This is a genomic window from Methylorubrum extorquens (assembly GCF_024169925.1).
GTDB classification, from domain to species: Bacteria; Pseudomonadota; Alphaproteobacteria; order Rhizobiales; family Beijerinckiaceae; genus Methylobacterium; species Methylobacterium extorquens_A.
Genome location: NZ_JALJXF010000001.1, coordinates 1953817 through 1968542 on the forward strand (window position 1 = coordinate 1953817; position 14726 = coordinate 1968542).

Consider the following 14726-nt stretch of genomic DNA (forward strand, 5'->3'; position numbering starts at 1 on the left):
TATCGGTTTGAACGGGTCGGTTTATGGGGGAGAAACGGCTCAGGCCGCCTCGTCCTTCTTGGCATAGGCCCCGAACACGCGGGCGAGCTTGGCCGCCGGCGCGTTGACGACCTGGGCGACCTTGGTCGCGGGAGCCTGGATGAGGCCCACGAGCTTGGCGCGCAGTTCGTCGAGGGACGGGAGCGAGGCGAGCGCCTTCACGCCGTCCGGGTTCAGGGCAGTCGTTCCCATCGCGCCGCCGAGAATCACGAGCTTGTCGTTCGTCTTGGCGAAGTCCACCGCAACCTTGGCGGCCGCAACCGGATCGCTCGAATAAGCGAGCAGGGTCGGGCCCTTCAGGAGGGGCTTGATGGAGGCGACGTCCGTGCCATCGAGAGCGATGCTGGCGAGCCGGTTCTTGGCGACCTTCACGGTGGCGCCGGCCTGCTTCATCTGCGAGCGCAGCTTCTGCATGTCGGCGACCGTGAGGCCTTTGTAGTGGGCCACGACGACGACGGCGTTCGCGTTGAACACGCCGTTGAGCGTCGAGACGAGATCAGCTTTAGCTGTCCGGTCCACTGTGCTCTCTCCGGTTGGCGGAACCTGAGACAGGCCCGCCGGTTGCACTTGCCGCCCGGAACGGATCTCGGCGTAGAAGCCGGACCCGTCGCGGACGACGTCTCACGGCCCTGTCCCTTTGAAGCGCCTCAAGCGGCCCCTCGCGGGTGAGATTGGTTCAAACCGAGGTCTCCGCCGGTGCCTGTCGGCCCCGATGGAAGACGTAGAGAAATTCGGTCTTCCCCGTCTGTGCAGGCTGTCGCCGATTAAGCCGGTCGCCCGGCGCCTGCAGTCTCGGACAGGACATAGCCGGAAACGGCGCTCGGAGCGGAAGCTCCAAGACCATTCCGGCCATCACCGTCCGGTTGCCCGAACGGCATCTCGAATGGAAACCGACCGATAGGCCGATCCCTTTCAATGGTTGAAATCGTGGAGCGCGGTCTATAGCGGCGTGCAAGCCGCCTGCCAAGTCCCGCAATGCGACTTTTCCGTCGCAGGCAAGGATGCAGACGAAGGCCCGAGCGAGCGGGGGCGGGCCTTGTCCCCGACCGGGGCACGCCCTCGCCTTAACCGATCCTTGACTCTGTCCCGGCCCCGTCCGCCGCGGCACGGATCCCGTGTGCGCCAGCGCATCCCCGACCACGACGCGGCGGCCTTACACCGCAGCGCACAAAAGCAGGGGATCTGTCGGGCGATGGCCTCGAAGGTGTTGTTGGCTCTGGTGGTGTTCGTGTTCCTCGTGGACGGCCACCTGCCCGGGATGCGCGAGTTGCGCAACCCGGACACCGAGGGCGGGAAGGGCGCAAGCCGCGCCTCGCTGCTGTCGAAGCGGTCCGAGGCCTGAGCCCCGGACCGCCTGGGACGGATCGCTCGAGCCCCACTCCGGGATCAGTAGTTGATCTGGAGCTGTCCGCGGAACAGGTCGCCCTCGGCCCGGCCGACGCGGCTGCTGCTGGCCTCGCGGCGCTTCATGTTGGCGTAGGCCAGGGTGAGCTCCACCGACTTGATCGGCTGGAACTCGACGCCAAGTTCCAGCTCGTCGGTGTCGAGGCGCGGCGCGTTCGTCCCGACCTTCCAGCCGCCGTCGTAGGTCTGCCAGCGGATGTAGGGCATGAACGGGCCGACCGGCGAATGGTCCACCTTGTACATCGCCTGGACATAGCCGCCCTGGAGCGCCTTGGTCTGCACGGCCCGGGCGATGGGATCCCATTCGGGGCCACGGCCCCAGTTCCACTCGCCCTGGAGGCCGAAGGGCTGCGGGTACAGGATCGCGTGCAGGCCGACGCGCTCGTCGTCGAAGGAGTTGCCCAGGGTGGTGGTGGTGCCGAAGGTCGTCTCGGGCCGGAAGCGGTTGCGGTAGGCCGAGCCGCCGACTTCCAGTACCTGCCCCTTGAACGCCTCGCCGAGCCCGTCGAGCTCGAACGGCCAGGTCGCCATCACCACCGTCATCAGGTCGTTGTTGGCCTCGACCCGGTTGATGGTCTGGCCGTTGTAGATGCCGACGCCGAAAGCGCCGTAATTGCCGAACAGCTTCTGGCCGCCCTTGGCCAGACGGTCCCAGATGCGCTGCACGTGCCAGGGCGTGTAGTAGTAGGTGATGCCGATGTCGCGCTCGCCGGGGATGGCGCTGTTGATGCCGTCGGAACGGTCCAGCGTGAGACGGTTCTGCGAGGATTGCAGGTTTTCCCAGCCGAAGGGCACCTTCTGCTGGCCGAAGCGCAGGCGGGTGCGGCGCTCGTCATCGAGGAACACGTCGGCATAGGCGTCGCGGAGCTGCGTGAAGTGCTGGCGCGACTCGGTGCCTGCCTGGTTCCCGACGTTCACCGCGAAGTCCGGCTGGATGTAGAGGAACACCCGCTCGTGGATGTCGCCCTGCAGGATCAGGCGCACCCGGCGGAAGGTGAAGTTGTTGCGGTCGGTGATGCCGCTGTCGTGGACCGAGCGCAGGCGCGAGATGCCGGCCGGCGCGGTGTCGTCGCCCGAGAGGAACTCGTTGCCGCGCAACTGCGTGTAGCCGCGCAGCGACAGGCGCTCGAACCAAGTCTTGGGCCGGCCCGCATAGCGGGGATCATCCGCGAGCAGCTCGGGCGAGGGCGGCACCAGCGCGTCGTACCATGTCTCCGGCTCGTCGAGGGCGAAGCGGTGCGGGACCGGGCCGGGCACGGCCGGCTGCGCCACCGCGGACTCGATCGGGCGGCCGGCCGCCGGGAAGGTGCCGGCATCGGTGGTGCGGGCATTCGCCGGCCGCGTGGCGACGACGGGACCGACGCGCCGCCCCCCCCTGCCCTGCGCCTCGGCCTGCGCCTTGATCATCGCCTTGAGCTCGTTGATCTGGCGCTGCAGCTCGGCGACGGTCTGGGCCTGGGCCTGCGCGACTGGCAGCACCAGGGCGCTCGATAAGAGCAGTGCGGTCAGAAGACGTCGTTTCATCTCTCGAACCCCTTTGCCGCATTCCGGGCCGGCGTGATGACGGTCGCCGTGTTGTGCCGGAATGCGCCCAGCCTTCGGTTGCAAATCGTCAAGCGCGGCACGCATCCCGGTCAGCCGAACCGACCGTCCTCGCCGTGCACACCCAGGAGGGCGTGGAGACCGGTGAAGTCGTTAGTCGGCTCAATCGCTTAGCGATCCCGGCGGCGCGTCCCACAGCCATGCTTGGCCGATAGCACCGGACTGGAAGGATTAAAAGTAATTCTCGGCAAAACTTGAGGATATACGACGCTCATTATTTATATTACGTCCTACCCCGCCGCTTAATCCTGTTATTTTCAAGCTTATTCCGTCATAAAAGTGACGTCATATTGTGATTTATTGTATCATTGCGCTATTTGGATTGGCCAGCGTTTTCAGGCGCCGTTTGCTCGAACAGGTTGCGCGAGCCCCCCATGATCACGGCTGCGGAAGACGGAATCGTCACGGGCCTGCTTCGGCGGGCGCAGATGTCACCGGATTGGGCGGCCCTCCGCATGCACTCGCCGCATGCCGCCTCCTCCGATGCCGCTTCGATGCCCGGATGTGTCCTCGAAGCCGCATCGGAGGGATCTCGTCGCCGGGTTGCCGGGCTCGTCCGGCGGAGGCGCGCCCGTCATGCGGGGGGACTTTATTTTGAAAGGCGAAGAGACGTGCCGACAAGCATCGTGTCGCGCCAAAGAGGGGACGCCAACGCGGCGGGCTGTGCTAGATAGGGACCATGCGTTGTTCTCTTCCCATCTCCTCCCGTCGGCGCATCCTGTGCGTCTTCCCCGCCTACACGCCGTCCTTCGGGACATTCTCCCACGCCTATCCGCTGATGGGCGGGGTGAAGGCGTTCATGCCGCCCCAGGGCCTCCTGGTGATCGCGGCCTACATGCCCGAATCCTGGGAATGCCGTTTCATCGATGAGAACATCCGGCCGGCCTCGGCTCAGGATTTTGCCTGGGCCGACGCGGTGTTCGTGTCGGGCATGCACATCCAGGAAGGCCAGATCCACGACATCCGTCGGCGGGCGCACGCGGCCGGCAAGGTCGCGGTGCTCGGCGGTCCCTCGGTGTCGGGCGCGCCGGAAAAGTACCCGGACTTCGACTATCTCCATGTCGGCGAGATCGGCGACGCCACCGACCGACTGATCGAGATCCTCGACCGTGACCTGTCGCGTCCGGCGGCCCAGGTCGTGCTCGACACCAAGGACCGGCTGGCGCTGTCCGACTTCCCGGCCCCGGCCTACGAGTCCGCGCCGCTCAAGCGCTACCTGATAGGCTCGCTCCAGTTCTCGTCGGGCTGCCCGTATCGCTGCGAGTTTTGCGACATCCCGCAGCTCTACGGCCGCCAGCCGCGGCTGAAGAGCCCGGAGCAGATGTGCGCCGAACTCGACGCGATCATCAGCCAGCCCGGCCACCCGGCGGTGGTCTACTTCGTCGACGACAACTTCATCGCCAACCGCAAGGCGACCCGCGAGATGCTGCCGCATCTCGTGGCGTGGCAGAAGAAGAACAACTACCCGCTCCAGTTCGCCTGCGAGGCGACGCTGAACATGGCCAAGCAGCCCGAGATCCTCGAGCTGATGCGGCAGGCCAACTTCATGACGGTGTTCGTCGGCATCGAGACGCCGGAGGCCGACGCGCTCAAGGGCATCGACAAGACCCACAACGCCGCCGTGCCCATGTACGAGGCGATCGAGACGCTGAACTCGTACGGGCTGGAGGTGACCTCCGGCATCATCCTCGGCCTCGACTCGGACTCCGACAAGTCCGAGCAGAACCTGATCGACTTCATCGACAAGTCCGCGATCCCGGTGCTGACGATCAACCTGCTCCAGGCCCTGCCCAAGACGCCGCTCTGGGACCGGCTGGAGCGCGAGGGCCGGCTCCTGCATGACGCCAGCCTCGAATCGAACGTGCTGTTCAAGCGCCCGCACGACACGGTGGTGAATTCCTGGCGCCGGGCCATCGCCCACGCCTACACCCCCGAGCACCTGTTCGAGCGGTTCAAGCACCAGTGCGACGTGACCTACGGCAACCGCATCGTCACGCCGACCAAGGGCAAGCTCACCAAGACCAACCTGCGCCGTGGCCTGATCCTGGGCTTCAACATCATCACGCGGGTGGGGTTGTTCTCGGATTACCGCCGGCCGTTCTGGCGGGCGGCGGGCCACGCGCTGAAGCGCGGGCAGATCGAGGCGGTGTTCAACATGGGCTTCGTCGCCCACCACCTGATCCGCTTCACGCGCGAGGCGCTGCGCGGCGAGCACAACGCCTCCTTCTATGCCGCCAAGGCGGCGGAAGCCGAGGCGCAGCGCGAGCGGAGCTGGTGGGAGAACGCCCGCCGCCGCCTAGCGCCGGAGCGGGAAGCGGCCTGAGCGCTTCCGCGGCCTTCCCGACAGGGGGCCTCGTCATCGCCTCCTGAGGCAAAGCCAATCGAGGATGGGCGGACCGTCGCGTCCGCCCATCTTCACGCGCAGGCCCGGGCGGCCTCGTCCGAGAACAAGACCCGCAGCCGCGCCCGATCCGAGGGACCGGTCTCCGACAGGTTGGTCATCGGAGCGGGCCGGGCGAACAGGTCACCTTGCATCTGGTCGCAGCCGAGTTCGCGCAGAACCGCGAGCTGCTCTTGCGTCTCCACGCCATCGACCGTGACCTTGAGGCCGAGATTGTGCCCGAGATGGGTGATCGCGCGCACGATCGTCAGGGCGTCCGCGTGCTGCCCGAGGCGGCGCACGAAGGACCGATCGACCTTGATCGTGTCGAACCGGAACCGCTGCAGGTCGCTCAAGGACGAATAGCCCGTGCCGAAATCGTCCAGCGCGAGGCGCACGCCGAGGGTGCGCAGGGCGGTGAGCACCTCCACCGCCATCGCCGGATCGTGGATGAACACGCTCTCGGTGATCTCCAGGACCAGCCGCCCCGGCGGAAGCCCGTGGCGGCCGAGCACCGCCGCCACGCCCGCCGCGAAGCCCGGCTGGCGGAACTGCTTGGGCGAGACGTTGAGTGAGACCCGCCAGGGCTGCGGCCATCCGGCGGCCGCGGCACAGGCGGTGTCGAGCACCCAGGTGCCGATCCGCGCGATCTGATCGGTCTGCTCGGCGAGCGGGATGAAGTCGGCGGGGAGCACGCATCCGCGCTCGGGATGGTGCCAGCGGATCAGCGCCTCGAAGGTCTCGATCTCGCCGGTGCGGCCGTTGACGATCGGCTGGTAGTCGAGCCGCAGCTCGCCCCGCGGGATCGCGCCGCTCAGCTCGTGCTCGATCCGGCGGCGCGCCTGAAGCTGCTCGTCCATCGCGGCCTCGAAGAACCGCACAGCGCCGCGGCCCTCGTCCTTGACCCGGTACAAGGCGGTGTCGGCGGCGCGCCTCAGGCTCTCGGCGGTGCTGCCGTCGCTGGGATAGAGAGCGATGCCGACCGAGGCGCCGATCTCGACGCGCAGGCCCTCGATCCGGCCCTCGATCTGGAACGGGCGGCCGAGGGCTGCGACCAGTCGCTCCGCGGTCTCGGCGATCTGTGCGAGGGTGCGGGTGTGGGCCAGCACGATGACGAACTCGTCGCCGCCGATCCGGGCGAGGGTGTCGGTCGGGCGCAGCTCGGCCAGCATGCGCTTGGCGGCCTGGACCAGCAGGGCGTCGCCCGCGGCGTGGCCGTGCACGTCGTTGACGGGCTTGAAGCGGTCGAGGTCGAGATAGGCCAGGGCCACGCTCGTCCCGTTCTCGGCCGCATTCTCCAGGGCGAGCCCCAGGCGCTCCTCCAGCAGGGTGCGGTTGGGCAGGTCGGTCAGGGCATCGTGCAGGGCGAGGTGGCGGATGCGTGCCTCGTCGCGGCGGCGCCGGCTGAGGTCGCGCAGGGCCACCGCCGTGGCGGGCCGGCCGAGATACTCGATGGCACGGCAGGAGAGTTCCACCGGCACGGCGAGGCCGGCGGCGGCGCGGACTTCGAACTCCTCGGGGAGCAGTTCCTCCGGGCGGCAACGGCTGCGCCGCAGCAGAGCCGGAGCGCTGGCCTCCGCGAACAGGTCGAGCAGCGGCCGGCCGATGATCTCGGAGGCCGTGGTCCCGAACAGGCGCAGGCCCGCCTGATTGATCTCGACCACCCGGCCCTCGCGGTGGATGAACAGCACCTCGTGGGCGAGGTTTGCGAGCAGGCGCATGCGGCTGAGCTCGTCCGTCCGGCAGCGCATGAGATGCCGCTGCATCAGCAGCGCCGTGAGCCCGGCGGCGAGGACGGCGAGACTCACGAGCCCCACCGCGAGGCCGAGCTGCGTCGAGCCGAGGACGGCACCGCCCTCCGCCAACGGGGCGGCGGGGGCGACGGTCAGCGCCGTCATGCCGGTGAAGTGCAGGCCGCAGATCGCGAACCCCAGCCACAGGGTGACCTCGATGCGGCGGCCGAGTCCGGTCAGATCCCCGGCCCGGGCAAGGGCGATCACCCCCAGGGTCGCGCAGAGCCCGAGCGAGGCATGGATATAGACCTCCTCGAAGGCGAGCAGGCTGCTGGCCGCCATCGCGCTCACACCGGCATAGTGCATGCCCGAGATCGCCGCCGCCAGCACGAGGCCGGCCGCCGCCACCTTGAGCGGGTCGTGGTCCGCCCGGCACCAGATCATGAGGGCGATCAGCGCTCCGGCCACCGCGATCCCGATCGAGGCCGCGGTGGGAAGGAGGCCGTAGGCCGCCTGCGCACCCGGCTGAAAGGCCAGCATCGCCACGAAGTGCAACGACCACACACTGCAGCCGAACACGGAAGCCGCCGCGATCAGCCAGGGGGCGACCGACCGGCGCTCGGCCCTTGCGGCCTCGGCCATCAGAGTCACGGTGGAGAAGCAGCCGAGCAGACAGATCCCAGCCGAAACGGCGACGAGGCCGAAATCGTGCTGGCCGACGACACAGGCGACGATTTTGAACATGAGGAACGGTGAGCCCAACGACCAAAGGCCGGCTTAGGCCTCGCTCCTTAAGGTGATGTTGCCAGCATTCCGCTCAATTTTATCGTATTTGTATCGAAAATTCACATAATAACCTAGATTATATGATGAAATTGCCTCCATGTTCGCATCAGAATATTTTCTTTATGGCATCATAACGCAACCGTCCAAATGCGCTGCTTGACGGCGGACCTGCGCCTGCCGTAGAGCCGCGCCATCATGACGGGCTTCTTCCTCTCCGAGTCGTATCGCGCGCCGCTCCCTTAAGCGGCACCGGACTCGTCATGTCTTCAGCCGCTGCGTCGTCGGCGGCTGAGGATCAGGAAACATCCCGCAACGGACCGCCGGCCTCGCCCACTTTCCGAGGTCACACCGTGTCTGCCCTGCATCCTCCCGCTCCCCGCCCGTCGGTCGGCCTCGTCGGCTTCGGTGCCTTCGGCCGCCTGATCGCCCGCCATCTCGCGCCGCATGCCAGCCTGACGATCCACGATCCCTACCTGCCGGCCGAGACGGTCGCGGCACAGGTGGGGTCGGAGGCGGTCGCCGCCGACCTGCGGCATGTGGCGTCCTGCCCCGTGGTGATCCTCGCCACGCCCGTGGCGCGCCTTGGCGAGGCGGTGCGGGCGCTGGCCCCGCATCTGCGGCCGGGCACGCTGGTGGTCGATGTCGGCTCGGTGAAGACGGGGCCCGCCGCGATCCTGGCGGCGGGATTGCCGGCCGATGTCGAGATCCTCGCCACCCATCCGCTGTTCGGGCCGCAGAGCGCGGGTGACGGCATCCGGGGCCTGAAGATCGCGGTCTGCCCGATCCGCGGACGGGGCGCGTTCAGGGCGGCGGCCTTCCTGCGGCGCGGGCTCGGGCTCGACGTGATCCTGACGACGCCGGAGGCGCATGACCGGGCGATGGCCTCGGTCCAGGGGCTGACCCACCTGATCGCCAAGGTGCTGGTGGCGATGGAGCCGCTGCCGACGCGGATGACGACGCGCAGCTTCGATCTGCTGATGCAGGCGGTCGGCATGGTGCGGGACGATGCCCCGGACGTGTTTCATGCCATCGAGCGCGCGAACCCGCACGCGGCGCAGGTGCGGCAGCGCTTCTTTGCGCTCGCCGGACAACTCGATGCCGAGTTGGCAGGTGATGCGATGACCGCCGAGCCGGTCCGGCTCGCCTCGTAGAATCGACACGCCCCGCGCCGGACTGGCGCGGGGCGTGTCGCGTCCGATCAGCCGATCAGAACTTGCGCACCAGCGGGGCCGGGGCGACGGCGGCGGGGGTGTCCCAGTGGTAGCGGAACCCGACCGAGACGACGTCGGCGCTGACGTCGGTAGTGGCCGCGAGCGGGATGTTGCCGACATTGTAGTCGCGGCCCGGCCCGGCCTGCAGAAGCCCACGGTCGAAGAAGGCGTGGGCGTAGCTGGCCGTCAGCAGCACCTTCTCGCTCCAGCGATAGCTGCCGCCGATCGAGACGACGTAGCGGTCGCTGTCGGGCAGGCGTGCCGAGCGGTTCGAGAAATCGATCGGCACGTTGTCGTAGCCGAAGCCGGCCCGAAGGGTCAGGTTCGGCGACCAGTCGTACTCGGCACCGATCGAGTAGAAGAACGAGTCCTTGAAGTTGAGCGGCAGGTGGTTGACCGTCACCCCGAGGGCCCGCGAGACGATGCCGACGTCGCCGAGCCTCGACCAGTTGTCCCACTCGAAGCCGAGCTGGATCCGGGTGACCGGGTTGATCGCCTGGGTCAGGCCGACGCTGACCTTCTCGGGCGTGTTGAGGTTGGCCCGCACCTGCCCCAGGGCGATCGCCTGGCGCGGATCGGGGAAGCCGATCGAGCCCTCGATGTCGTGGTGGACCGAGGAGCGGTAGCCGACGCCGATCGCCGTGCCAGCGGCGGGGGTGACGAGGACACCGGCGGTGAAGCCCACGCCCCAGGACTCGCCCTTGAGGAAGCCCGACGGGTAGAGGCCCGGGAAGACGCCGGGCACCGGCACCGCCTGGCGCAGGGTCAGGCGGAAATACTCGATGCTCGGGCCGGCGGCGACGGACAGCCAGTCGTTGACCTTGAAGCCGACCACCGGGTTGAAGGCCAGGGAGAAGATCCGCGAGGAGCGGGCATAGGGGGAGCCGGCCCAATCCTGGCGCGGCTTGGTGACGAGGCCGTAGGGCGCGCCGGTCTGGATGCCGACCCAGAGCCGGTCGGTGAGCTGGTAAGAGGTCGCGCCCGAGGGCAACACCGCCCCCTGGCCGATCTCGCCGGAGGAGCCGAAGGGCAGCAGGCCCGGCGCGGTGCCCACCGTCGGCGTGATTTCACCCGAGAGGTTGACGAAGGTCAGGCTCTGCTCGCTGGCGAAACCCGGCCGCATCGTCACCGTCGCCGGGTTCCAGAAGATCGACGAGACGCCTGCCCCGCCCGAGGCCGCGCCCGCAAAGACGACGCCCAACCCCTGTGCACTCTGCTCGCGCAGCCCGAAGGCACCGGCCTGCGCCCCTGTCGCGCCCACCACCGAAGCGGCCGCGACTGCCCCCGCGAGCCCGAGCGCGCGGATCGTCCCCCCAGTCATTCGTTTTCTCCGAAGTGTCTTCTTATCGACCCAAGTTTAGCGACCCAAGTCCCATCCGTGATGGAAGAGGATCGTGCACGTTCGGTCCAGGGGGGAGAAAACCGAAAACTGAATTATATATCAATTGAGGAATTTATGTCACGGAACCGGGGTCATCCCTGTGCCCGTGCGTTGGATGCGGTCGCCCGGTGCCGCTTGCACCCTGGATCGGTCGCGGCCATGCTCTCGCCCCCTTGGGCGAGCCTCGATCAGGACGGAGACGCCGACGATGAAGTTGATCCGGCACGGAGCGAGCGGTGACGAAAAGCCGGGCCTCGTGGACGCGAAGGGCGGCTTGCGCGACCTGTCGGGAACCCTGCGCGATCTCGCCGGACCGGGCCTCTCGCGGGAATCGCTCGACCGGCTCGCGCGGATCGACCCCGACAGCCTGCCGCTGCTGCCGCCCGATACCCGCCTCGGCCCTTGCGTCGGCGGCACCCGCAACTTCGTGGCGATCGGCCTGAACTACGCCGACCACGCCGCCGAGACCGGGGCCGCGATCCCGGCCGAGCCCATCGTGTTCAACAAGGCGCCCTCCTGCATCGTCGGCCCAAACGACACGGTGATCCTGCCGAAAGCCTCGGCCAAGACCGACTGGGAGGTGGAGCTGGCCGTAGTGATCGGCGCCCGCGCTTCTTATGTCCACGCCAACGAGGCGCTGCGCTACGTGGCGGGCGTGTGCATCTGCAACGACCTGTCCGAGCGCGAATTCCAGATGGAGCGCGGCGGCACCTGGACCAAGGGCAAAGGCTGCCCGACCTTCGGCCCGCTCGGCCCCTGGCTCGTCACCCTCGACGAGATCCCGGATCTGAAGAACCTCGCGATGAGCCTCGACCTCAACGGGCAGCGGATGCAGACGGGCTCGACGGCGACGATGATCTTCGACGTCGCTCAGATCGTGGCCTACGTCTCGCACTTCATGATGCTGGAGCCCGGCGACGTCATCACCACCGGCACCCCGCCGGGGGTCGGCCTCGGCATGAAGCCGCCGCGCTACCTCCGGAGCGACGACGAGATGGTGCTGCGCATCGACGGCCTCGGCGAGCAGCGCCAGCGGGTCGTGGCCTTCGACGACTGGACCGCCAAGGTCGCCGCCGGCGAACCGACGAACTGACGACGATGACCGCCGCCCTGCAGAACCGGCCCGGTCCAGTCGTCTTCCTCGGCGGCGGCCCTGGCCTGCCGGTCGCCTACGCCGCGGATCCGTTGCGCCGCACGGGCTTTGCCGCGGATTGGTCCTTCTTCGAGCAGCCCGGATGCGGTGAATCCGGTGCTCCCGGCCCCGTCACCGCGGACAGCGTGCGCGACGCGGCCCTTGCCTTCGTCTCAGGGCGCGCGGGGGAGGGCGCGGTCAGCCTCGTCGCGCATTCCTGGGGGGCGTGGCTCGCCCTCGCCCTTCTCGATCGCCTGCCGGCCGGGCGCATCGCCCGCGTCGTGTTGCTCCACCCTGCCCCACCGACCCGTGCCGGGCGCGAAGAAGCGATGGCCGCCCTGTTCGCCCGGCTCTCGCCCGAGGCGATGGGCCGGGCCGCACCGCTCATGGCGCGGACCGACGCCGAGGCCGGCCGCGCCGTCATGACGATCCTGCTGCCGGCCTATTGCGGGCGCGAGACCGACCTGCCGGATCTCGACCTCGCCCTAGTGCCGGCGGTCTATCACGGCGTCTCGGCGAGCCTCGGCGACGACGACCAGCGCGGGATCGTGGCGGCCCATACGAGCCGCCTCACCCTCGTCTTCGGCGAGGCCGACGTGTTCTCGCGCGACCTCTACGCCCGTCATGCCGGCGACCTGACCGGGCTCGACGTCGCCACCCTGCCCGGCGGCCATTTCGGCTTCCTGGAGGACGCGGCCGGCTTCGAGGCCATCCTGCGCCAGCGGGGCGTGATCTAAAAGCCCCGCGCCATGGCGACACCCTCGGTGACACGTTCCTTGCCGCTGCCGGACCGGCCCTCGGTCGCCGTGCTGCCCTTCGCCGATCCCGATGGCGATTTCGACACACAGGCCCTGGCCGAGGGGCTGTCCGAGCACGTTACCGATGCGCTCGCCTGCACCCCCGGCCTGTTCGTGAGCGCGCGCAACTCCGCCTTCACCTTCAAGGGCCGCGCCGTGCGCCCGGACGAGGCCGCCGGACGGCTCGGCGTCGCGCACATCCTCACCGGCTCGCTGGCGCGGGCGGGCACGCGCCTGCGGGTCCAGGCCCGGCTGCACCGGACGGCGGCCGATGCGCCGCTCTGGATTCAGGATCTCGACGAGGACGAAGGCGCCCTCCACGCCCTGCGCAGCCGGATCGTCGCCGCCACGGTGGCGACGGTCGCGCCGGACCTGCCCCAGGACGCATCGCCGGAGCGGGTGGGGCCGCCGCTCGATGCCGGCGTCTACGGGCCGTTCCTGTCGGCCTACTCGAACCACGCCATGCCGAGCGCCGAGAGCGTGCGCCTGCGCATTGCCTCGATCGAGGCCGTGCGCCGTCTCGTGCCGGAGCATCCCCTGCCCTACGCGCTGCTGGCGCAGTGCTACACCAACCTCGTGGTGCAGGGTTGGGGCACGGATGCGGCGGCCGATTGCGCCGAGGGCGCGCGCCTCGCCCGCCTCGCCCTGGAGCGCGACGACGGCGACCCGGCGGTGCTGATGATGGCCGGGCACACCCTCGCCTTCCTGGCCCAGGATTACGAGACGGCGCTGGCCCTGCTCGACCGCTCGCTCGCCCTCAACCCCAACAGCGCCGCCGCCTACGAGCGCAGCGGCTGGGTGCGCTGCTACATCGGCGAGGCGGATTGGGCCGCAACGCATTTTCGCGCGGCCAAGCGGCAGAGCCCGCTCGACCCCAACACCTTCCGCTTCGATTCCGGCCTTGGCCTCGCTCTGTGCATGGCCGGCGCGCACGAGGAGGCGCTGGCTTGGCTCGACCGCTCGATGGCGGAAGACCCGACCTGGACCAGCACCCACCGCGTCCGCGCCGCGAGCCTCGCCTGGCTCGGCCGGCAGGCGGAGGCCGAAACCGCCGCCGCCCGCTTCATGGCGCTGGAACCGTCCTACCGGGCCAGTCGCGCTATGCGGCTCTACCGGCCCTCAGTCGGGAAGGACCGGTTCGTCGAGGGGATGCGGCGGGCCGGGGTGCCGTTCGCGTAGTCAGGCTTGATTTTTCCCGCGCCTTCGCCCTCAAAGAGGCCCATGAGCGACACCGTAGTCTCCCTCACCGCTTCCTCGGCCGCTAGCCCGGCCTCTGCCGCCATCCGGCATGATTGGACCTTGGCCGAGATCCAGGCGATCCACGACATGCCGCTGCTCGATCTCGTGCATCGGGCGGGCGTCGTGCATCGGGCGCATAACGACCCCGCCGACATCCAGCGGGCGGCGCTTCTGTCGATCAAGACCGGCGGCTGCCCCGAGGATTGCGCCTATTGCCCGCAATCGGCCCACCACAAGGGCGCGAACCTACCCCGCGAGCGGCTGATGCCGGTCGAGGCCGTCCTGAAGGAGGCCGCCGCCGCCAAGGCCAACGGCGCGCACCGCTTCTGCATGGGCGCGGCGTGGCGCAAGCCCAAGGACGGGCCGGATTTCGACGCGGTGCTGGAGATGGTGCGCGGCGTGCGCGGCCTCGGCATGGAAGCCTGCGTCACGCTCGGCATGCTGACCCAGAGTCAGGCGCAGCGCCTCGCCGAGGCCGGCCTCACCTCCTACAACCACAACCTCGATACCGGCCCGGAATTCTACGGCGACATCATCTCGACCCGCACCTACGACGACCGGCTCCAGACGCTCGAGCATGTGCGCGAGGCCGGCATCGGCGTCTGCTGCGGCGGCATCGTCGGGATGGGGGAGCGGGTGCGCGACCGGGCCGAGATGCTGCTGGTCCTCGCCAACCACGCGCCGCACCCGGAGAGCGTGCCGATCAACGCGCTCGTTGCCGTCGAGGGCACGCCGCTGGAGGACCGGCCGCCGATCGATCCGCTCGATCTCGTGCGGATGTGCGCCACCGCCCGCATCGTCATGCCGAAAGCCCGCGTGCGCCTCAGCGCCGGGCGCAAGAGCCTGACCCGCGAGGCGCAGATCCTGTGCTTCCTGGCCGGCGCCAACTCGATCTTCTACGGCGAGCGCCTGCTGACCACGGCCAACAACGAGGCCGATGCCGACGCCGAGCTGCTGCGCGACATCGGTGTGCCGGTGCCCGAGGTGACGCTGGCCGCCGCGGAGTAGGGGCACGGCAAGGG

Annotated in this window: 11 protein-coding genes; 7 read left to right on the forward strand and 4 right to left on the reverse strand. The window is 68.9% G+C overall.

Going from position 1 to position 14726, the window contains the following annotated elements:
• Nucleotides 1-39 precede the first annotated feature (39 nt).
• Complete coding sequence (rplJ, locus tag J2W78_RS09200) at nucleotides 40-558, reverse strand: 50S ribosomal protein L10 (protein ID WP_003597538.1); 519 nt, start codon at nucleotides 556-558, stop codon at nucleotides 40-42.
• 598 nt (nucleotides 559-1156) lie between these two features.
• Between rplJ and J2W78_RS09205 the strand changes: the two genes are divergently transcribed.
• A complete protein-coding gene (locus J2W78_RS09205) occupies nucleotides 1157-1381 on the forward strand; it encodes a hypothetical protein (RefSeq protein WP_253369946.1) in 225 nt (74 codons plus the stop codon).
• Between the two features lie 44 nt (nucleotides 1382-1425).
• Here the strand turns inward: J2W78_RS09205 and J2W78_RS09210 are convergent, their stop codons facing one another.
• The gene (locus J2W78_RS09210) at nucleotides 1426-2967 is read right to left on the reverse strand and encodes a porin (protein ID WP_253369948.1); all 1542 of its coding nucleotides are present in this window, start codon (nucleotides 2965-2967) and stop codon (nucleotides 1426-1428) included.
• Between the two features lie 757 nt (nucleotides 2968-3724).
• On the opposite strand from J2W78_RS09210, the gene J2W78_RS09215 reads away from it, so the two are divergent.
• Nucleotides 3725-5368 (forward strand): B12-binding domain-containing radical SAM protein, encoded by a 1644-nt coding sequence (locus J2W78_RS09215; protein WP_253369950.1) that lies wholly within the window; start codon nucleotides 3725-3727, stop codon nucleotides 5366-5368.
• 92 nt (nucleotides 5369-5460) lie between these two features.
• Here J2W78_RS09215 and J2W78_RS09220 read toward each other — a convergent pair whose 3' ends face one another.
• Nucleotides 5461-7902 (reverse strand): bifunctional diguanylate cyclase/phosphodiesterase, encoded by a 2442-nt coding sequence (locus tag J2W78_RS09220; RefSeq protein ID WP_253369952.1) that lies wholly within the window; start codon nucleotides 7900-7902, stop codon nucleotides 5461-5463.
• 392 nt (nucleotides 7903-8294) lie between these two features.
• Between J2W78_RS09220 and J2W78_RS09225 the strand changes: the two genes are divergently transcribed.
• Nucleotides 8295-9095, forward strand: a complete 801-nt coding sequence (locus J2W78_RS09225; RefSeq protein WP_253369954.1) for a prephenate dehydrogenase/arogenate dehydrogenase family protein — start codon at nucleotides 8295-8297, stop codon at nucleotides 9093-9095.
• A 55-nt stretch (nucleotides 9096-9150) separates the two neighbouring features.
• Here the strand turns inward: J2W78_RS09225 and J2W78_RS09230 are convergent, their stop codons facing one another.
• Nucleotides 9151-10476 carry an OmpP1/FadL family transporter gene (locus tag J2W78_RS09230; protein ID WP_253369956.1) on the reverse strand — a complete coding sequence of 442 codons (1326 nt, stop codon included), beginning with the start codon at nucleotides 10474-10476 and terminating at the stop codon, nucleotides 9151-9153.
• Nucleotides 10477-10744: 268 nt separating this feature from the next.
• Between J2W78_RS09230 and J2W78_RS09235 the strand changes: the two genes are divergently transcribed.
• The 4 genes from J2W78_RS09235 to bioB are packed head-to-tail and all read left to right on the forward strand — an operon-like array spanning nucleotide 10745 to nucleotide 14712.
• A complete protein-coding gene (locus J2W78_RS09235) occupies nucleotides 10745-11629 on the forward strand; it encodes a fumarylacetoacetate hydrolase family protein (RefSeq protein ID WP_253369957.1) in 885 nt (294 codons plus the stop codon).
• A gap of 5 nt (nucleotides 11630-11634) precedes the next feature.
• Nucleotides 11635-12405, forward strand: a complete 771-nt coding sequence (locus tag J2W78_RS09240; RefSeq protein ID WP_253369959.1) for an alpha/beta fold hydrolase — start codon at nucleotides 11635-11637, stop codon at nucleotides 12403-12405.
• Nucleotides 12406-12432: 27 nt separating this feature from the next.
• Nucleotides 12433-13644 carry a tetratricopeptide repeat protein gene (locus J2W78_RS09245; protein WP_253369961.1) on the forward strand — a complete coding sequence of 404 codons (1212 nt, stop codon included), beginning with the start codon at nucleotides 12433-12435 and terminating at the stop codon, nucleotides 13642-13644.
• A gap of 42 nt (nucleotides 13645-13686) precedes the next feature.
• On the forward strand, nucleotides 13687-14712 hold the full coding sequence (gene bioB, locus J2W78_RS09250; protein WP_253369963.1) for a biotin synthase BioB: 1026 nt from the start codon (nucleotides 13687-13689) through the stop codon (nucleotides 14710-14712).
• Nucleotides 14713-14726 lie beyond the last annotated feature (14 nt).